The sequence below is a fragment of the Paenibacillus turpanensis genome, from assembly GCF_011421635.1.
Classification (GTDB): domain Bacteria; phylum Bacillota; class Bacilli; order Paenibacillales; family YIM-B00363; genus Paenibacillus_AK; species Paenibacillus_AK turpanensis.
In genome coordinates this window covers 1-18,243 of the sequence record NZ_WTLI01000026.1, presented here as the reverse complement: position 1 = coordinate 18,243, position 18,243 = coordinate 1, and the positions used below count along the sequence as shown (strand labels likewise).

At 51.5% G+C, this 18,243-nt stretch carries 19 protein-coding genes; 5 read left to right on the top strand and 14 right to left on the bottom strand.

Annotated features, from left to right (window positions below; genetic code table 11):
- Positions 1-12 precede the first annotated feature (12 nt).
- The 4 genes from uvsE to GQS10_RS20020 form a co-directional block, all read right to left on the bottom strand.
- Positions 13-978 carry a UV DNA damage repair endonuclease UvsE gene (uvsE, locus tag GQS10_RS20035; protein WP_166245574.1) on the bottom strand — a complete coding sequence of 322 codons (966 nt, stop codon included), beginning with the start codon at positions 976-978 and terminating at the stop codon, positions 13-15.
- 108 nt (positions 979-1,086) lie between these two features.
- Complete coding sequence (locus tag GQS10_RS20030; protein ID WP_166245572.1) at positions 1,087-1,404, bottom strand: hypothetical protein; 318 nt, start codon at positions 1,402-1,404, stop codon at positions 1,087-1,089.
- Between the two features lie 46 nt (positions 1,405-1,450).
- Positions 1,451-2,584, bottom strand: coding sequence for a D-alanine--D-alanine ligase (locus tag GQS10_RS20025; RefSeq protein WP_166245570.1), 1,134 nt, complete (start codon positions 2,582-2,584; stop codon positions 1,451-1,453).
- A 10-nt stretch (positions 2,585-2,594) separates the two neighbouring features.
- Positions 2,595-3,623, bottom strand: coding sequence for an amidase domain-containing protein (locus tag GQS10_RS20020; protein ID WP_166245568.1), 1,029 nt, complete (start codon positions 3,621-3,623; stop codon positions 2,595-2,597).
- Between the two features lie 244 nt (positions 3,624-3,867).
- Between GQS10_RS20020 and acnA the strand changes: the two genes are divergently transcribed.
- Positions 3,868-6,585: an aconitate hydratase AcnA gene (acnA, locus tag GQS10_RS20015; RefSeq protein ID WP_166245566.1), complete on the top strand. Its 2,718-nt coding sequence runs from the start codon at positions 3,868-3,870 to the stop codon at positions 6,583-6,585.
- Positions 6,586-6,634: 49 nt separating this feature from the next.
- Here the strand turns inward: acnA and GQS10_RS20010 are convergent, their stop codons facing one another.
- Positions 6,635-7,162 carry a hypothetical protein gene (locus tag GQS10_RS20010; RefSeq protein ID WP_166245565.1) on the bottom strand — a complete coding sequence of 176 codons (528 nt, stop codon included), beginning with the start codon at positions 7,160-7,162 and terminating at the stop codon, positions 6,635-6,637.
- A gap of 177 nt (positions 7,163-7,339) precedes the next feature.
- Between GQS10_RS20010 and GQS10_RS20005 the strand changes: the two genes are divergently transcribed.
- The gene (locus GQS10_RS20005) at positions 7,340-8,134 is read left to right on the top strand and encodes an undecaprenyl-diphosphate phosphatase (protein WP_166245563.1); all 795 of its coding nucleotides are present in this window, start codon (positions 7,340-7,342) and stop codon (positions 8,132-8,134) included.
- Positions 8,135-8,224: 90 nt separating this feature from the next.
- Here GQS10_RS20005 and GQS10_RS20000 read toward each other — a convergent pair whose 3' ends face one another.
- On the bottom strand, positions 8,225-8,968 hold the full coding sequence (locus GQS10_RS20000; RefSeq protein WP_166245561.1) for an IclR family transcriptional regulator: 744 nt from the start codon (positions 8,966-8,968) through the stop codon (positions 8,225-8,227).
- Between the two features lie 220 nt (positions 8,969-9,188).
- On the opposite strand from GQS10_RS20000, the gene GQS10_RS19995 reads away from it, so the two are divergent.
- Positions 9,189-10,196, top strand: a complete 1,008-nt coding sequence (locus tag GQS10_RS19995) for an alpha/beta hydrolase (RefSeq protein WP_166245559.1) — start codon at positions 9,189-9,191, stop codon at positions 10,194-10,196.
- Positions 10,197-10,269: 73 nt separating this feature from the next.
- On the opposite strand, the gene folE is transcribed toward GQS10_RS19995, so the two are convergent.
- From folE to GQS10_RS19960, 7 genes are all read right to left on the bottom strand, one after another.
- On the bottom strand, positions 10,270-10,863 hold the full coding sequence (folE, locus tag GQS10_RS19990; protein ID WP_166245557.1) for a GTP cyclohydrolase I FolE: 594 nt from the start codon (positions 10,861-10,863) through the stop codon (positions 10,270-10,272).
- A complete protein-coding gene (locus GQS10_RS19985; protein ID WP_166245555.1) occupies positions 10,860-11,087 on the bottom strand; it encodes a YneF family protein in 228 nt (75 codons plus the stop codon). The genes folE and GQS10_RS19985 overlap by 4 nt, the downstream gene beginning before the upstream one ends.
- Positions 11,088-11,122: 35 nt before the next feature.
- A complete protein-coding gene (locus tag GQS10_RS19980; protein ID WP_166245552.1) occupies positions 11,123-12,151 on the bottom strand; it encodes an HD-GYP domain-containing protein in 1,029 nt (342 codons plus the stop codon).
- A gap of 52 nt (positions 12,152-12,203) precedes the next feature.
- Positions 12,204-13,370 carry a tRNA epoxyqueuosine(34) reductase QueG gene (gene queG, locus GQS10_RS19975; RefSeq protein ID WP_166245550.1) on the bottom strand — a complete coding sequence of 389 codons (1,167 nt, stop codon included), beginning with the start codon at positions 13,368-13,370 and terminating at the stop codon, positions 12,204-12,206.
- Between the two features lie 83 nt (positions 13,371-13,453).
- Positions 13,454-14,008, bottom strand: a complete 555-nt coding sequence (gene lepB / locus GQS10_RS19970; RefSeq protein WP_166245548.1) for a signal peptidase I — start codon at positions 14,006-14,008, stop codon at positions 13,454-13,456.
- The gene (locus GQS10_RS19965) at positions 14,005-14,556 is read right to left on the bottom strand and encodes a DUF402 domain-containing protein (RefSeq protein WP_166245546.1); all 552 of its coding nucleotides are present in this window, start codon (positions 14,554-14,556) and stop codon (positions 14,005-14,007) included. Before GQS10_RS19965 ends, lepB begins: the two co-directional genes overlap by 4 nt.
- 101 nt (positions 14,557-14,657) lie before the next feature.
- A complete protein-coding gene (locus tag GQS10_RS19960; RefSeq protein WP_166245544.1) occupies positions 14,658-15,038 on the bottom strand; it encodes a GNAT family N-acetyltransferase in 381 nt (126 codons plus the stop codon).
- A gap of 266 nt (positions 15,039-15,304) precedes the next feature.
- Between GQS10_RS19960 and GQS10_RS19955 the strand changes: the two genes are divergently transcribed.
- Together GQS10_RS19955 and GQS10_RS19950 are read left to right on the top strand one after the other, a co-directional pair.
- Positions 15,305-15,490 carry a hypothetical protein gene (locus GQS10_RS19955; protein ID WP_166245542.1) on the top strand — a complete coding sequence of 62 codons (186 nt, stop codon included), beginning with the start codon at positions 15,305-15,307 and terminating at the stop codon, positions 15,488-15,490.
- Positions 15,491-15,569: 79 nt separating this feature from the next.
- Positions 15,570-16,181, top strand: a complete 612-nt coding sequence (locus tag GQS10_RS19950; RefSeq protein ID WP_166245540.1) for a superoxide dismutase — start codon at positions 15,570-15,572, stop codon at positions 16,179-16,181.
- Positions 16,182-16,482: 301 nt separating this feature from the next.
- On the opposite strand, the gene mutY is transcribed toward GQS10_RS19950, so the two are convergent.
- The gene (gene mutY / locus GQS10_RS19945) at positions 16,483-17,715 is read right to left on the bottom strand and encodes an A/G-specific adenine glycosylase (protein ID WP_166245538.1); all 1,233 of its coding nucleotides are present in this window, start codon (positions 17,713-17,715) and stop codon (positions 16,483-16,485) included.
- Between the last annotated feature and the right edge of the window lie 528 nt (positions 17,716-18,243).

The window sequence follows — 18,243 nt, the reverse complement described above, 5'->3', positions numbered from 1 at the left end:
CCCGCCGGCTTCCTAGTCTTTCCCAAAAGCAATCGATGCCTGATCTAATACACGAACCCCAGGCTTATCTTTGAGCTCTTCCATTAAACGAAAAAGCGCTTCGTCCTTTTGCTTTGCTTCCAGCATAACATCCAACCGGTCGCATGAGGAGACGGCGGTTTGAAAAAACTTGAGCATGTTGTCCACTTCAACAAAATCAGCATGCCCCCGCGGATCCTTTTCACTTTTCGGACTGCTTGCATGAATTTTCGGCGGAAGCGTATTCGACCATGTTTTCACAATGTCCGGCCAAAGCTGGTCTATCGTCTCTTGACCCGGATTGACCATATGGTGGTGAATATCCAATACCATCGGCACGCCTACCCTCTGGCACGCTTGTAAGGTTTCAGCTGCCGTAAACGTCTTATCGTCGTTCTCCAGTGTAATTCTACGGCGAATGCGTTCACTGAGCTTGGAGAAGTTGTCCAAAAACCGGGCAAACGACTTTTCCTTGTTGCCGTAGGTGCCGCCGATATGAATGTTGCACATTGCCGTTTCATCCAGACCCATCGACTCCAGCATCCGCACATGACGATCCAAATCCTCAAAGGAGGATTGTAACACCTCGCTTCGCGGCGTGCTTAGAACCGTAAAGTGATCCGGGTGAAAGCTCACTCTCATTTGATGCTGCTTCACATAGTCTCCAATCGCCCGGAACGCTTCCTCCAGCCGCGGAAACGGATCCCACCCCTCAACCAGTTTATGTCCGATTAAAGGGATCAGCTTGGACGAAAAACGATACATCTTCACATCATGCGCCCGATTATGCCGAAGCAGCCGCAGCGTGTTGGCCAAATTCTCCTCAGCAATCCGCTCCAGCTTCCGCAGAGCGGCTTCACGGTCGGCCAGCTTTTCAAAATTGGTAGCAGTCATCGTCTTGGACGGCGATGCATTCTTCACCGTCATCGACATGGCTACGTATCCGAAACGTACGATCAAATGAAAATCCCCTTTCCTCCGAGCATGCTGATAAGGCCGCCTTTTCGGCAGCCTATCTTGTGCACTAGTAGCATGCCCCTGGAAAGGGGATTATACGCTTTTTGCCGCTTACTGCTGGAGTCCAAAAAACATTTCATTCGCTAGCGAGGTTTGCACTCTAGCTTCTTCCTCGGTCAAGCGGCGCACCAGCTCCATTTCGACCTTTGTAACCTCTTCCCCTTGGAACGTAATTTCAGCGATTGAAGCTGTAATCTTCACGATCGCAACCGCTTCATTCTCAGGGGAGTAGGCCACAACCATTTGCCCCGTCGGAAACACGCGAAAGCCCTTCTTGACCATCGCCGTGCGGCCGTATTCCAACAAGTCGTGCAGCTCCTGGTCCGATTTGAATTTGCATACGGAATTAAATTCTGTTTGGAAACCCATACGGGACAGCCTCCTTGCCATTTCCGGCATTTCCTTATATTGTACCTTATTCTACATCAAAACCGTACTGAATTTTCTGTTTCTCCTCATAACGTTCAACAGCCAGACGAATCAGCTCATCGAGCAGCTCCTGATAGCTAACGCCTGTTTCTTTCCACAGAAGCGGATACATACTAAAAGGAGTAAAGCCCGGCATCGTGTTCACTTCGTTGATCAAAAACCGATTCTCTTTGTTCAAAAGGAAGAAGTCGACGCGTGAAAGCCCGCTTCCGTCAATCGCCTTGTAGGCTTTAATGGCAAGCCGGCGCACTTCCTCCGCCTGTTCCGCCGGAATTTCTGCCGGAATGACCATCTCCGACTTTCCGTCTACATACTTTGCTTTGTAATCATAAAAATGGTTGGAGGACTTAATTTCGCCCGCAACGGAAGCCCTCGGATTATCATTGCCAAGTACAGCAACTTCAATTTCCCGGCCGTCTACCGCTTCTTCGACAAGCACCTTACGGTCATACTGGAACGCATAGGCTACAGCCTTCTCAAGCTCTTCCCGATTGGATGCCTTCGAAATGCCTACGCTCGAGCCAAGGTTCGCCGGCTTAACAAAGCAAGGGTAGCCCAAAGAAATTTCAATTTCCATAATGTATTCGTCGCGGCTCTGCTCCCACTCGTAACGGGTAAAATGACGGTACAAGCATTGGGGAATTCCCGCCTGCGCAAACACCTGCTTCATAATCACTTTATCCATACCGACGGCAGACGCCAGCACCCCTGCGCCAACATACGGGATTTGCAGCATTTCCAGCATGCCCTGAATCGTGCCGTCTTCCCCGTTCGTGCCATGGAGCAGAGGGAATACAACATCAATCGCACGGTCTTCAGAAGCTGCGCCGACGTTTGCCAGCAATGGCAAAAGGGCAGAGCTCTCTTGTGAAGCTGCCGGAAGCGTACTGCTGATAGCCGCATCCTTTTCCCCAGCCCAAGTCAACAGCTCTTTGCGTTCAGCGGGTGCAGTCAACATCGGCCCCTGTCTCCAGCGGCCTTCTTTCGTTATGTAAATCGGAGAAATATCATATTTTCCGTAATCAAAAGCCTTCATCACCGCGAAAGCGGTCTGCAAGGAAACATCGTGCTCACCCGATTTCCCGCCGTATACGAGCGCGACGCGTAATTTAGTATGCATGGGAACCCCCTTAGAAATCGTCAAGAATATGAAAAAATTTATAGCGAATCGTATCGCTCCAAGCGTAAGAATCCTTGTAATCCCAGTAACGGTGCCTGCTGTTTGACGTATGCGCATTAACCAGCGGCATTCCGTTGCCGTCAAAGGCCGTAACTATCGTGCTGTGCTGAAACTGATCGTCTCCGTCGAAGTCGTATACGATCACATCACCAAGCTTTAACTGCTGCGGTTCCTGCACCTCTTCCGCGCGCAGATGGGTTGAGCTTGTTGCTAAATACCAGCGCAAGCTGTGGGCTACGGACCAAGAAAAGCTCCACTGCTCGGAGCCCGGCCGGCCGCCTTTATACCACCAGCCCGATTCTCTTCTCCCAGTATAGTTCATCGGTGCTGACCCTGCAAAGAGACATTGAGAGACGTAATTCGTACAGTCCACATCAAAATGAATATAATCCGGGCTAGGATTGTCCCAGTGGGTATCCGCATAGTGAACGGCCGCCTCCCGGTTGTAACGTGTCTTGCGTACTTCCGATGCTCCTCCGGGTACCGCCGCCCGATTGAGTAACGGCGTCGAGCCGATTTTGGGCGGCTTTGCGCTTAAAGAATCGTGGGAAGACGGAATCCGCTGCGATACACTGGCTTTTGCAGCTTGCGCCCGTTCCTGAATGATCGGCTCCACCCTTTCGATATACCAGAGGATTCCGTTCCGCGAGGCGAGCGTTACGCGCTCTCTTTCCTTCATAAAAGCGGTCTGCGTCTGGCCAGCCGTCCGATACTGCTGCTTGCAGGCCATTTCAATCTCCGCGATTACAGAGGTTTCACGTTCCTTTACCCCTAGCAGCTTCAGCTTCGTTTCATGCTCCAGCGGCTTCGTTCCGCGTTCTTCATGCCAGTCGCGTATGCGCGACAATCGGCGGCGCTGAAAATCCAAAAACGCTTCATCTTTGACAAAAGAGCTCGCGCCGTCCATCTGATATTCCATATCGCGTTGATTGGCGTAGCGGACATATTCGTAAAGCACTTGCTTCCAGCTTGCGCTCATCAAGCTCCCCCCCGTTCAAGCACTGTATCCAAATATATGAAAGCAATCGCCAAAACATGTAACAATCCGCGCCAACTATGACTCCGGTATACGTTCACCGCGGGAAACGCATAGTAAATTCGATACGTTTTCAAGGGCAAAAAGTCTTTACGGAATACATGAAAAACGATATACTTATGTACGAGGGAATTATGAAATTGAGTTTCATCAGATGAAACAAATAAATGGGATGAGGTGTTTATTCATGGCAACGAACAACCGTTACTCGTCCGTACGCTTCAAGCTGAACGCTGCGGGCCGCGAGTATGCGTATTACAGCCTGCCAGCCCTTGAGCAAGAAGGAGTTGGCGCGATTTCGAAGCTCCCGTTCTCCATCAAGGTATTGCTGGAAGCGGCTGTCCGCCAGTTCGACGGACGCGCAATCACTGAAGAACACGTTAAGCAAATTGCTGCTTGGGCGAACGTTCGCGAAGACAAAGAAGTGCCTTTAATCCCTGCACGTATCGTTTTGCAGGATTTCACCGGCGTACCGGTTGTTGTTGACTTGGCCGCAATGCGCGCAACCACGAAGCGTGCCGGCGGAGATCCGAAGCGGATCAACCCGCTTGTACCGGTTGACCTCGTAATCGACCACTCTGTCATGGTAGACGCGTTCGGCACCAAGGACGCGCTTGAAACCAATATGAATCTTGAATTCCAACGCAACGAAGAGCGTTACCGCTTCCTGCGCTGGGCGCAAACGGCATTCGACAACTTCCGTGCGGTTCCACCGGCTACCGGTATCGTTCACCAGGTTAACCTGGAGTATCTGGCATCCGTTGCAGCTACGAAGACGGTTGACGGCGAAACTGTCGTTTACCCTGACTCGCTCGTAGGTACGGACTCCCATACAACGATGATCAACGGTCTTGGCGTTGTAGGCTGGGGTGTCGGCGGTATCGAAGCAGAGGCTTGCATGCTCGGTCAGCCGCTTTACTTCGTAATGCCGGAAGTTATCGGCTTCAAGCTGACAGGCACACTGCCTGAAGGCGCAACAGCAACTGACCTTGCGCTGACTGTAACGCAAATGCTTCGTAAGAAGGGCGTTGTCGGCAAGTTCGTTGAGTTCTACGGCTCCGGCCTGAGCAACATCTCCCTGGCTGACCGTGCGACCGTAGCCAACATGGCACCGGAATACGGCGCAACCATCGGCTTCTTCCCGGTTGATGCGGAAACCTTGAACTACCTCCGCGGCACAGGCCGTTCGGAAGAGCAAATCGCGCTGGTTGAAGAGTACTACAAAGCGCAAAACATGTTCCGTACCGATGCAACGCCGGATCCGGTGTTCACCGATACGATCGAGCTTGATCTCGGCTCCGTTGTTCCTTCCCTTGCAGGTCCGAAGCGTCCGCAGGACCGCATCGAGCTGACTGCAATGAAGGAAACCTACAACAACATCGTTCGCATGCCGATTGACAAGGGCGGCTACGGCTTGTCCGAGGAGAAGCTGCAAGAGGCTGTTGATGTGCAGCATCCAAGCGGCGAAACTTCCAAGCTGAAAAACGGCGCGGTTGTCATTGCGGCGATTACTTCCTGTACGAACACCTCGAACCCGAGCGTTATGCTTGGCGCGGGTCTTCTGGCGAAGAAAGCCGTTGAGCGCGGCTTGACGAAGCCGGGCTACGTGAAGAGCTCCCTGACTCCGGGCTCGCTCGTGGTTACCGATTACCTGGAAAAAGCAGGCTGCATCGACGCGCTTGAAGCGCTTGGCTTCCACGTTGCAGGCTACGGCTGTGCAACTTGTATCGGTAACTCCGGTCCGCTTCCGGACGAAGTAAGCAAGGCGATCGCGGACAACGACCTGACGGTTGCTTCCGTACTTTCCGGTAACCGTAACTTTGAAGGCCGCGTTCACGCGCAAGTAAAAGCGAACTTCTTGGCTTCGCCTCCGCTTGTTGTGGCTTACGCGCTTGCGGGTACGGTCGACATCGACCTGACTACCGAGCCGCTTGGCACAGACAAGAACGGCCAGCCGGTATTCCTGAAGGACATCTGGCCTTCCGCGAAAGAGGTTCAGGACGCGATCAACAACGCGATGAGCCCTGAAGTATACCGCGAGAAGTACAAGGATGTATTCCGCGCTAACCAGCGCTGGAACGAAATCGAAATTCCGGAAGGCGAGCTGTACGAGTTCGACAAAAACTCGACGTACATCCAAGAGCCTCCGTTCTTCGAAGGCCTGGAAGGCGCTCTGAACGATATCGCTGACATCCGCGGCGCGAAGGTGCTTGCGTTGATGGGCGACTCGGTTACAACGGACCACATTTCCCCAGCAGGTAACATCAAGGTCGACAGCCCTGCGGGTAAATATTTGACTGACAATGGCGTACAGAAGGAAGACTTCAACTCCTACGGCTCCCGTCGTGGTAACCACGAAGTAATGATGCGCGGTACGTTTGCAAACATCCGTATCCGCAACGCGGTTGCTCCGGGAACTGAGGGCGGCGTAACGACTTACCTGCCTACGGACGAAGTAATGTCCATCTATGACGCATCCATGCAGTACCAAGATAACGGTACGAACCTTGTCGTTATCGCAGGTAAAGAATACGGCACCGGCTCCTCCCGTGACTGGGCGGCGAAAGGTACATTCCTTCTCGGCGTAAAAGCAGTTATCGCGGAATCGTTCGAACGTATTCACCGCTCTAACCTTGTCGGCATGGGCGTTCTGCCGCTGCAGTTCAAGGAAGGCGTATCCTGGAAGACGCTTGGCATCACCGGCCGTGAAACGTTCGACATCGCAGGTCTTTCCAACGATGTTCAACCGGGCCAAGCTGTTACAGTAACAGCTACACGCGAAGACGGCACGAGCTTCAATTTCGAAGCGATCGTTCGTCTGGACAGCATGGTAGACGTGGACTACTACCACAACGGCGGTATCCTTCAAACGGTTCTTCGCCAAATCCTCGCGGAAGCGAAGTAATCTATAAAAGCAGCAAGAAGCCCGGGTCGGTATACGATCCGGGCTTTTTCTATCTCAAATCAACGATAATCCAGTTCTCGCCGAATTCCATATATTCATGAGATCTTGCAGCGGCAAAGGTGAAGGTATGATCTACGATATATAAATCCTTCGGCAGGTCCTTAAGATAGTTCTCCAGGTTATCCATATAGTCCTCGTAAACAAAATCATCCTCATCCAGGTAAAGAATGCTGCTGGCCGCTCTCTCCCAGAAGAAATAAACCTTAGGCAATTGCCGGAGCATTATCAGCGCCTGTTCTTCGGCAAGCCATCTCCATCTTTCATCAACTAAACAGTCCCATAAAAAAGCATGGAACGGATCCCTTGAGTAAACATTCTTGTAATAACGGGACTCTGTGTCGACAAAACGATCAATAAAGGCCCCGACCAGCTCCCGTGATTGCTGCTTTGATTTTCGTTGGGCTCCGTACTCTTCCACCCTATAACGTATATCGCTTTTCACTTTACCCTCCATCTTATCCATTTTACCGCGAGTGTTCACTGTAATATGATTGTACAGGTTTACGAACAAGGCCAACAGAGACTCTATAAATACTTAACATGCAGAAAAAAAAGGAAATTTTACCTAATTCGTCGAATAGTAGGCGTGGGCTTTCTCGAAACAAATTCTCATAATAGATTTGCGAGTCTACCTTTTCCTAGATTTCACCAACCATACTATATAGAAAAAGATTAAGAACAGGGAGTGGAACGAATGAATGACATTATGAATGCGGTAATCCTGGGGATTATCGAGGGCTTGACCGAGTTTTTGCCGATTTCCTCTACAGGGCATATGATCTTGGCCGGTCATCTGCTGAACTTTGAAGGGGAGCGTGCCTCGACCTTTAAGATTGTCGTCCAACTAGGGGCGATTCTCGCCGTTCTCGTGCTGTACTGGCGCCGTTTTTTAGGGTTCCTGAACCTGACTCCCGGCTTTCACAAGCGTCCGGGCATCAACGTCATCCATGTGTTCCTGGCGCTGTTTCCCGCCGTCTTTGTCGGCTTCACGCTATACCGTGCGATTAAGGATGATCTGTTCGGACCAACGCCCGTCTTGTACAGTTTGATCATTGGCGGTGTGCTCATGATTGTCGCCGAAAAGCTCAATCGCCGCATTACAGCGGAAACGATGGACGATATTTCGTATAAGCAGGCATTCGGTATCGGTTTATTTCAAATTCTCGCCCTATGGCCGGGCTTCTCCCGCTCCGGCTCAACGATTTCCGGCGGTATGCTGCTCGGAACGAGCCAAAAGGCTGCGGCTGAATTTACATTCATCGTATCGGTGCCGATTATGTTCGGGGCTTCCGGCTACGATCTTTACAAGAGCCGTGAGTACTTGTCTATGGATGACCTTGGCATGTTTCTGGCCGGAGTCGGCGCATCCTTCGTCGTCGCCATGATTGCGATCGTTACCTTTCTGAACCTGATCAAGCGGCTCAAGCTTTCTTGGTTTGCATACTATCGTTTCGCGCTTGCTGCCCTATTTTTCTTTATTCTCTATTAAACCCTTCTCTCTTGTAAAATGCATCGCAAAAAGGACGGTCTCCTCTATCGGAGATCGTCCTTTTCATTATACCTCTAAAAGCCTACTGCTCTATCTCAGCATCGTGCCCATACGCTTCGCTGCATTTATAATAAGATCCGCATGCTCCCGCATTTTGTCTGTGGTCAGGCGGTTGGATGGCCCGGACACCGCCAAGGCTGCAACAAGCTTATGCGAACGGTTAAAAATCGGCGCAGCGACCGCAGCCGCTCCCGGCTCGCGTTCCTCCACGCTTGTCGCATAGCCAAGCCCGCGAATTTCCGCAAGCTGCGAGCGAAACAGCAGCTCATCAACAGAAGGCGGCCATTCCAGCTGTGAAAGCAGCTGCTCGCGAACGGCCTCTTCTTCAAAGGCTATCAGGATCTTACTGGAGGCCCCGACGTAAATCGGCAGCCTTGCGCCAACCGGCGCCACTCTGCGGATCGCCTGATTGCTCTGTACCGCTTGAATGCGTACGCGCTCAAGCCCATCGCGAATATATAAACTCACCGTTTCTCCGATTTGATCGCGGAGACGCTCCAGCTCCGGAAGCAGCAGGACCGCCGGCTCATCGTCACCCGACAGAGAGGCCGCCAGCTCCCAAATCCGAAAGCCTAATCTGTATTTATCCGTAGCCGTATCCCGTACGACAAACCCCTTGCTTTCCAGTGAAGCGAGAAGACGGAGAACGGTACTCTTATGAAGCCCCGCTTTACCGGCAATTTCCGTAAGGCTGAGCATTCGTCCATCCGTAAAGCAAAGAAGCACATCCAAAGCGCGCTCCACCGCACGAACGGTTAACTTTTGATCTTCCATAGGTAACACCTCTCTTGTTTCACATAGTGAAACAGGGTTACGTCCAGTATAACACTGCTCGCTATGTTACGACAACATTACAGTTGCTTTACAGTTAAGCTAGGCCCATTGACTCATTCCCCTTTCCCGCATACCATAGAGGTAGAAACATTACCCACGGTCATTTTTGCCTGAGGGATGTAAGCATACAAGAACTACTTCGCTAAGGGAGGAATGAATAATGCACCCAACATCATCGTCCGCTTCCGTCGTTCAAACCCCCACTTTTGAAAACGCTACCATATTGGTGCGTTCACGCTCCCGCAAAAGAGGCTGGATCCTCTCCGCCCTTCTTATGCTAGTGCTGCTTTCTACCACCGTATTTATGAGTGTTCATGCCTATATCGCTTGGTATCTGGCGCGTCCTACCGTCGCTCCCTTGGAATCCAACCCGCAGGCTGCCATCGGTGCATCCTATGAAGATGTTACCTTCATGAGTACTGATCAATCCAAGAAGCTGTCCGGTTGGTACATTCCAGCCGAGAACTCCCTGCGTACCGTCATATTCTCCCATGGGTATGGCGCGAACCGCGAGGAGCATTGGGTACCGATGTACGAACTTGCCGACGTCCTTCACCGGAACGCGTACAATGTGCTGATGTTCGACTATGCCTTTGCTTCTAAGGAAGATCCGGGACTCGCTACAGGAGGCATTAAGGAATCGAAGCAGCTTGCCGGGGCCATCAAATTTGTGAAGCAGAAAGGGGCCGAGCAAATTTATGTTTGGGGCTTTTCCATGGGAGCCGGAACTGCATTGCAAACCGCTCTGGAAAATCAAGATATCGACGGCATGATTCTGGACAGTGCCTTCTTGCTTGACCCCGAGACGCTGTACTACAACGTCTCCCAGCATATATCACTGCCGAAGGAGCCTACAATCTCGCTGCTTCGCCTGTTCTTTCCGATCGTTAACGGCGTCCGTTTGAGCGAGGTGCCTTATGAAAAGGTGCAGACGACTGCGTACGACATTCCGATCTTTTTCATCCACGGAACGAACGACAAAAAAGCGCCTTACGAGATCACCCAAGCGCTGGCCGCCAATCAGAAGGACGTGCCGCATTCCGATTACTGGCTGCTGGAAGATGCCAAGCACGAGCTGCTCTTTCGCGAGGACAAAAAAGAATATTTGAGCCGAACTCTCGGCTTTCTAAAAACAATTGCACCGAGCCAGCTCACCGCTGCGCAGTGACAAATTTCGCATAAAACACAACAAACCCGGGACTCCTGTCCCGGGTTTTACTGTATATGGAGCTTACCTATCGTTATTCCTTGATTAAAGATAAAAACTCCGAGCGAAGCGCCGCGTCGGTACGGAACATTCCCCGTACTGCCGATGTGCAGGTACGGCTGCCGTATTTCTTCACGCCGCGGGAGCACATGCAAAGATGCTCGCCTTCAACGACAACCATAACGCCATGCGGCTTTAAAACCTCGTCCAAGATATCCGCAAGCTCGGACGTAATCCGTTCCTGTACCTGAAGCTTTTTCGTTACCGCGTCCACCAGACGGGCGAATTTGCTCAATCCGGCGATTTTCCCGCTTGGGATATACCCCATATGCACCTTGCCATAAAAAGGCGCCATATGATGCTCGCACTGGCTGTAATAAACGATATCCTTAATGATGACCAGCTCTTCGTGGTTTTCGTCAAAGGTAACGCCGAGCACATCGCGCGGATCAACGGAATACCCGGAGAAAATCTCCTCGTACATCCTTACAACACGGGCGGGAGTGTCGAGCAGACCCTCACGATCCACATCCTCCCCGATTAGACGCAGTATTTCCTTCACATGATATTCCAGCTGCTCGCGATTCGCGGCGGCCAGCTCGTTTTTATAATCTTTTACACCGCTCATTTCCGTCTTTGTCCTCCACGGTTTTGTTGACGCATCATTTGCTGCATTTGATTCATTTGCTTGCCATTGAGGTTGTAGCCCATCTTCTTCGCCATTTCCTGAAGCATCTGCGGGTTGCTCTGCATTTTCTCCAGCTGCTTACGAAGATAAAACACCCCTGCGATAAAACCAATAATTAAACCAACGATTAACGTAACAATCGGGATAATAATGTCCCATGCCATAGGGCGACCGCCTTCCTTAACGTATAATAGCTGCCTTAATTAACGATGGAATCGATAAACACTGTCGTTTGAAACGCCAGGTCCACTTCCTTAATATCTACTTCATCGTCCGGTGACGACTTGATGACCCGGACAATCGGCCGGCCCGGCAGCCCGCGATGCTGTCCGACTATAACTCCGATTTCCTTCGTCGTAAGCTTCACGGAAGTCCCAGTAGGATAAATCGAAACGATCCGGAAAAACTCGGCTAAAACCGCTGGATCAAGCTCCGTACCGGAGAGAGACATCATATATTCGCATGCTTCATGAGGCGGCATGCGTTTTCGCCCGGCAGTGCCGGATACGAGATTATCGAATAAATTTGCGATCGCTACGATCTTAGCATAGATGTGAATCTGATCGCCGATCAGATTGCGCGGGGTTCCCGAACCGTCGACATGCTCATGATGCTGAAAAGCGACGTGAGCGATGAGCAGGCTGTATTCACGCTTATTCTTCAAGTACTCAAAACCGCGCCACGTGTGCATTTTCCGCTTATCCGCTTTGTCCTCTTCTTCAAGTCCAATTTTCCCTATATCATGAAGCAGAGCGCCCAGAGCAAGCTCCTTGAGCTGATTTGCGTTAAATTTTAAGTTCAGGCCAACGATGACAGACATCATGCATACGTTAACTGCATGGATATACATCGCGTTGTCTTCCGAAATAATATCGGTTAGCTGGACCAGCACATCCCGATTCCGCATAATTTCTTCGATCAAGTTGTCTACCGTCGAGCCCAGCTGCTTCGAGCTGAATTCTTTTCCCGAAAGCACCGTATCGAAGGTTTCACCCATCTTACGCATAACGGCCTGCTTGGTTTCATCCGATACAACATTCTCGATTGTAACATCCTCCAGCAGCTTGTCCCGGATGTAAATCATGGTAACCCCAATACGGCGAAGTGTGCTGATCATATATACGGTCAGCTGCACACCTTCATTGAGCAGGACGGCTCCATTGGCGGAATAGATCGTTTTGCCGAGATATTGCCCAGGTTCGACATTATCAATGTGTAAATATCTCATGTTCGCGCGCCTCACCTATTGTAATTTTCAACTCTCCAAGCACCGTCCAATGTTATTGTAGCATGCTGGAGGAGATCACCGCGAGCGCTTTGTTCAGCTCTTCGAGAACGATCGAATCCTGCTCCTGTTCAAGCGCCGTCTTCAGAGCTGCTTCCGCCTCGTCCCCGCCGATTTTGCCAAGGGCCCAAGCCGCCGAGCCGCGAATCACCTCGCGCTCGTCCTCCGCCAGCAGCTTAGCAAGCAGCGGTACTGCGCTTCGGTCTTTAAAATTGCCAAGGGCCAGGATCGCATTTCGCTGGATGGGCTTTTTCCCTCTCCAGGCCGCTGCGGTGTGGCCGTACCGCTCCTTGAACTCGCGGTTAGAGAGCGTAAGCAGCGGCTTAAGCAGCGGCTTAACCAGCTCGGGGTCCGGCTGCAGCTCCGGCTGATGCGACCAGTGTTTTTTGCGGTTGATCGGGCATACCACCTGGCAGGTATCGCAGCCGTACAGCCGGTTGCCGATCTTCTCCTTCAGCTCGTCCTCCACATGCCCCTTCGTCTGTGTGACAAAGGATACGCAGCGGCTGGAATTCAGCTGTCCCGGTCCGACCAGCGCCCCTGTCGGGCAGGCGTCTATACAGAGCGTACAGTCCCCGCATTGATCCGTAATCGGCTCATCCGGCGGGAACGGTAGATTCGTAATCATTTCGCCGAGGTAGACGTAGGAGCCCCATTCCGGCGTAATGACTGCGCAGTTTTTACCGGACCAGCCGATGCCCGCGCGCTGCGCCACCGCCCGATCTACGAGCGCTCCGGTGTCTACCATAATCTCTGTTCGTGCCTCGGGTACACGCTCCTTAACAAAACGGTCGAGCTTTTGCAGCCGGTCGCGCAGCACCGTGTGGTAATCCGTTCCCCATGCGGAACGGGAAATCATGCCCCGGAACGCGCCGGGCTCCGACTTCGGAGGGTTTTGCAGCTTGGAAGGGTAGGCAATGGCAATGGAAATAATCGACTGCGGCTCCGCCATGCTAAGCGAAGGATCGACCCGTTTGTCTAAATCCGGCTCTTCGAAGCCTGATTCAAAGCCCTGCTCGCGATGCCGCTCGAGTACCTGTCTCAGCTCCGAAAAGGGATCTGCCGTCGTAAAGCCGATCTTGTCGATGCCTAAGCTCGGGGCCGCGTCACGAATCTCTTCCTTTAATTGCTCCCAACGGCTTGACGGCCGTGCTCCTTCCATTAGAAGATCACCCCATGCCTTTCAAGAAGTCATTGATCTACGTTCGTTGCGACTAAAAGGTGAAGTAGCGGTCTCATGATCAACTACAGCGCTCCCGCTTTAGAAAAGGGCCATAATGCCCACTGTGCTTTGCCTTGAACCGCTTCCAAGGGCACTTGCCCGAAAACACGGCTGTCTTCGCTTTTGCCGGAATGGCGGTTATCCCCCATCACAAAAACGTAGCCCTCGTTCACACGAAACGGACCAAAATCACCGTCCTGAATATCGCTATCCGTATAGCCCTCCACCTGCGGCTTCCCGTTCAGGTAGAGCTTTCCCTCACGTATTTCAACCGTATCTCCCGCAACCGCAATAACACGCTTCACTAAGAAGATCCGTTCGCCCCGTGCCCCTCCTTGCAGAGTCGGGTCGTTTAAAACTACAATTTCACCGCGATTTGGTTCGTGAAGTAAATAAATGAACTTATTAACGAACAGCCATTCACTCTCAATCAGTGTCGGCTGCATCGAAGCCCCCTGCACGATCGATAGGTTAAAGAAAAACCGCTGAATCAGCCAGATCACCGCAAAGGTAATCAGCAGCGTCTTCAGCCATGCGCGCACCTCAGCGGCGGCGGCACGGATGTGTTCCGGCGTCATTTTCCGCCTCCGTCCTCTTTCGCGGCGTTTTTCCAAAGGCTGTAGTATTCATACACAATCCCGTCGTCAAAAGGAGAGCTTCCGATTCGAATCCGGTCTAACAGCTCCTGCAGACCGCAGTTCACCTTTTCCTCAACAGAGAGCGGATAGTGGTACAGTTTTTTATGGCGCTGGTATTCCTCTTCATCGACAATTTGGACGGTACCATTCGGAAGCTTAATCACATCCAAATCATAATCGATATACGTCAACACGTTTCCATATTGCAAAGGCGGTGAAGCAAGGTTGCAGTAATATCGGACACCATGGTCCTCAATCAGTGCGACCACATTAAACCAACGCTCCGGCAGAAAAAAAGAAACACCCGGAATTCGGCTGACCCATTCTTTTCCGTCGGCTTCACGGATCTTAGTTTGGCTGTTCACAAACACATACATCCGCTCGTCAATATGGATGTCCCGCAAGTGCTCATCGGGCACCTTCCAGTTCTCCAGCCACACGCGATGAAGATGTCCGTCGTGCTTAAAACTTTTTATTTGATATTTCATCAAAACCAGCTCCACATAGCAGAAAAGCATATCTTTTCCCTACATTCAGAGAAGTGAAAAGATACGCTTTTCCTATATCTTATTGGTTTTTATCTTATATATCAACCTACGGCGACACCAACTGCAGCATACAGCGGCAGAATTGGCTCATTATGTTCGTCAGCGGTTACTTTCACGCTCTTTACTTTACGCTGTTCAAAGCGAGCCTGCAGCGCTTTCGCAAGTGAACGTCCGATTCCCCTGCGTTGATAATCGGTATGTACGGCAATACGGTAAAAATACCCGTCCCCTTCTTCAATCGTTCCGATAATAATTCCTACCGGCAACTCGTCCTCAACGGCAACAACAACCAATTCGCTGTCCCACGATAATTGTCTGGTCAGCGCAGCCATCGTTTCTTGGCAGCACTCCTCCGTGAGTACCTCCCGAAGCAGTTCAGTAACCGGAGCGGAATCCGACAATTGGAACGAACGTATATACATGCTACACTCTCCCCGCAGTGATATCTTAAAGATTCAAGACGAAACCTTAGAATGTTAAAATTACGACAAAAAATCGGATTTTCCTGCACTATTATGAGAAAACCATGAATAAAATAAACATTTTTTTAATATTTCTCGTGAAAGCGCTTAATATTAAGCGTTTACAATATTCTTACGTAGGTTGAATTTCCAGCTGCATACTTTCCTTCCGAATTGATACACTAGTACAGGCTTGAATTGAATAAGCAGGAAAGGACGCGCTTTGAATGAATCAAATCCGGACGATGCAGGACCTCCAAGATGTCTTGCTGGAGCAATGGTCGAAAGAAGAATTAGCAGAACAGCATGAAGCATTTAGCCAGCTTTCCCCTTGGCTGAACAGCCAGGGCGTATCGCTCCACCATCAGATCATTGATGAAATCAAGAATCGGGGTGGGCTTAACAATACTTAACATACATAAATGTTGATTTATTATCTTTAATCGATCATAATATACATTGTCAATTACATATTTTTAGGAGGTTTTATTCATGGCACATCAATTACCGCCACTGCCTTACGCGAACAATGCATTGGAACCGCACATCGATGAAACAACAATGATGATCCACCACGATCGCCACCATAACGCTTATGTTACGAACCTGAACGCTGCTCTTGACAAGTACCCTGAGCTGCACGAAAAAACATTGGAAGCGCTGATCTCCGATCTGAACGCAGTTCCGGAAGATATCCGCACGGCAGTTCGCAACAACGGCGGCGGCCATGCAAACCACTCCCTCTTCTGGGAAACAATCGCTCCGAACGCTGGCGGCGAGCCTACTGGCGCGCTGGCTGACGCAATCAACAGCGAACTCGGCGGCTTCGAGAAGTTTAAAGAAGAGTTCGCGAAAGCGGCTACGACACGTTTCGGCTCCGGCTGGGCATTCCTTGCAGTAAGCAAAGACGGAAAGCTCAAAGTATACAGCCTTCCGAACCAAGACAGCCCGATCATGGAAGGCGAAACGCCAATCCTTGGCCTCGATGTTTGGGAGCATGCATACTACCTGAAGTACCAAAACAAGCGTCCGGATTACATCCAAGCATTCTTCAACGTAATCAACTGGAACGAAGTTGGCAAGCGTTACGAAGCAGCGAAGTAATCTCGCCATAATAAATGGCCCTGTCGTCGAAAGACGCAGGGCCGTTTTTTTATCGCTCGGAGAATTTGCGAGGGAGCTTATGCTGTATCACGTTAATTATCTCGCTAATAAAGTAAGCTATTACGAGGAAGGGCAAGCGCCACACCCTACTTCATAGGGGATCACTTTGAATAACGCCTCTTCGTCAACACTAGCTTCCTTCAAGACTACCACAGCTTAATAGTGGCAACCTTTCAAACCTGAAGCAGGTTCCATTGCGTCTGGCTATCCATTAGATGACTATTTTGATCGTTGGCGTCCGTTACACAAAGGCATGCTTAAGGATGCGTAAAAACACGTTTGGAAATGCGAGCTGCTTCATCTCGGACTGGGTAATCCAGCGGTACGAGCCGGACTGCTCCGGGTTGGCGGAGTCCCTTAGGGCCGGTTCGGCTGACGGCCCATGATTCACGGCGCCGACTATTTCCCGTGCGGCAGCCATCTCCAGCATGGCTGGACGTTCCGACGGCCTGGCGCCCCCAGCTTGCTCGCTCCCTGGATTTGCGTTACCGCCTGCCTCTGCCGTAAACCGGTACACTCGCATGTCCCAATGAATATGGCTGAAGGTGTGTTCCGTATCGAGGAACCAATCGTCAGGCTCAAGCATCGGCCCTCCATCTTGAGCCAGCGCCTCCTGAAGCTGCACCATATTATACTCATGCGTACCCGCCTGCGTGATGCCGTCCGCCGCTCCTACCTTCCAATGGGGCAGCTCCCACATCCGGGCAAGCAGGCCAGTTTCCGGCCGCTGGCGAACGAGCACTGCGCCATCCTCCCGCATCGCAAGGATCGCAAAGCGCTGCTCCGGCTTCGGAGGCTTGGCCTTCGTCTTGACCGGAAGCCGCATCTCCGCTCCCTCAAGCCGTCCCGCGCACCGCTCCATCACCGGACAGGTCAGGCAGTGCGGCGTCTTCGGGGTGCATACCGTCGCACCAAGCTCCATCAGTGCCTGATTAAAGTCGGACGCCGTCCCCTCGGGAATCAGCTGGCGGATCATACCTTCCATTTTCACACGAGTAGAGCTCTTAGCAATGTCATCCTCCATATAGAAAAAACGCGACAGCACGCGCATCACGTTGCCGTCCACGGCCGGCTCCGGCTTGTTGAAGGCGATGCTTAAGATCGCTCCCGCCGTGTAGGGCCCGACGCCCTTCAGCGCCGCGACCTGCTCCGGCTCGTTCGGCACCTCTCCGGCGTACTTTTCACGCACCTCGCGCACGGCCGTTTGCAAATTGCGGGCACGGGAGTAATAGCCGAGTCCTTCCCAGGCTTTCAGCACTTCCTCTTCCGGAGCATCCGCAAGCGCTTCAACCGTTGGAAACTTCGAAATAAACCTTTCGAAGTAAGGCTTCACTGTTTCAACACGCGTTTGCTGCAGCATAATTTCCGAAACCCATATATAATAAGGATTTTTACTTCTCCGCCATGGGAGATCCCTTTTATGAACCCGATACCATTCCAACAGCCGTTCGCCGAAAAAAACACCGTTTTCCATTGACTCTCTCCCCCTGTATCCTAGTATCCTATCAGAGAGCCTATCACACGGGCAAGCGGAAAAGGCGACCTGCTTAGTTGCAGCATGGGCTGTATTGGGATTCTGGGATTCTTAGATGTGCATACGAGTGCAGAATATGCAGAGTAATCGCTCAAGGGGCGATACTTGGACGAGGCCGGGCTACAAGCTCGGGATGGCGGTTTCACGGTGATGTTGAGGTAACTTGCTTGTGCGACGATCCTTGGGTGTGGCGAAGTTACATGCTCGGGATGGCGTTTTTCACGGTGAGGTTGAGGTAACTAGCTTGTGCGACGATACTTGGGCGGGGCGGGGTTACTTGCTCGGGATGGCGGTTTCACGGTGAGGTTGAGGTAACTAGCTTGTGCGATGATACTTGGGCGGGTCGGGGTTACTTGCTCGGGATGGCGGTTTGCCGTCGTTACATTGAGACATTCGTCTATGAGACTGTCCGATAATCCAAATTACTTGTATTGTTCTCATAGGCCCCCTAATTAAACTGGAGTCCTC

Coding starts and splice junctions, on each gene's coding strand:
- GQS10_RS20020 (WP_166245568.1), bottom strand. CDS start 3,623: ATGAGCGCAAGCTGGAAGCAAGTGCTTTACGAATATGTCCGCTACGCC.
- queG (WP_166245550.1), bottom strand. CDS start 13,370: ATGGAAGGAGCACGGCCGTCAAGCCGTTGGGAGCAATTAAAGGAAGAG.
- GQS10_RS20025 (WP_166245570.1), bottom strand. CDS start 2,584: ATGCATACTAAATTACGCGTCGCGCTCGTATACGGCGGGAAATCGGGT.
- GQS10_RS19965 (WP_166245546.1), bottom strand. CDS start 14,556: ATGAAATATCAAATAAAAAGTTTTAAGCACGACGGACATCTTCATCGC.
- folE (WP_166245557.1), bottom strand. CDS start 10,863: ATGAGCGGTGTAAAAGATTATAAAAACGAGCTGGCCGCCGCGAATCGC.
- GQS10_RS19960 (WP_166245544.1), bottom strand. CDS start 15,038: ATGTATATACGTTCGTTCCAATTGTCGGATTCCGCTCCGGTTACTGAA.
- acnA (WP_166245566.1), top strand. CDS start 3,868: ATGGCAACGAACAACCGTTACTCGTCCGTACGCTTCAAGCTGAACGCT.
- GQS10_RS19950 (WP_166245540.1), top strand. CDS start 15,570: ATGGCACATCAATTACCGCCACTGCCTTACGCGAACAATGCATTGGAA.
- mutY (WP_166245538.1), bottom strand. CDS start 17,715: ATGGAAAACGGTGTTTTTTTCGGCGAACGGCTGTTGGAATGGTATCGG.
- GQS10_RS19995 (WP_166245559.1), top strand. CDS start 9,189: ATGCACCCAACATCATCGTCCGCTTCCGTCGTTCAAACCCCCACTTTT.
- GQS10_RS20030 (WP_166245572.1), bottom strand. CDS start 1,404: ATGGGTTTCCAAACAGAATTTAATTCCGTATGCAAATTCAAATCGGAC.
- GQS10_RS20000 (WP_166245561.1), bottom strand. CDS start 8,968: ATGGAAGATCAAAAGTTAACCGTTCGTGCGGTGGAGCGCGCTTTGGAT.
- GQS10_RS19980 (WP_166245552.1), bottom strand. CDS start 12,151: ATGAGATATTTACACATTGATAATGTCGAACCTGGGCAATATCTCGGC.
- GQS10_RS19955 (WP_166245542.1), top strand. CDS start 15,305: ATGAATCAAATCCGGACGATGCAGGACCTCCAAGATGTCTTGCTGGAG.
- GQS10_RS20005 (WP_166245563.1), top strand. CDS start 7,340: ATGAATGACATTATGAATGCGGTAATCCTGGGGATTATCGAGGGCTTG.
- lepB (WP_166245548.1), bottom strand. CDS start 14,008: ATGACGCCGGAACACATCCGTGCCGCCGCCGCTGAGGTGCGCGCATGG.
- GQS10_RS19985 (WP_166245555.1), bottom strand. CDS start 11,087: ATGGCATGGGACATTATTATCCCGATTGTTACGTTAATCGTTGGTTTA.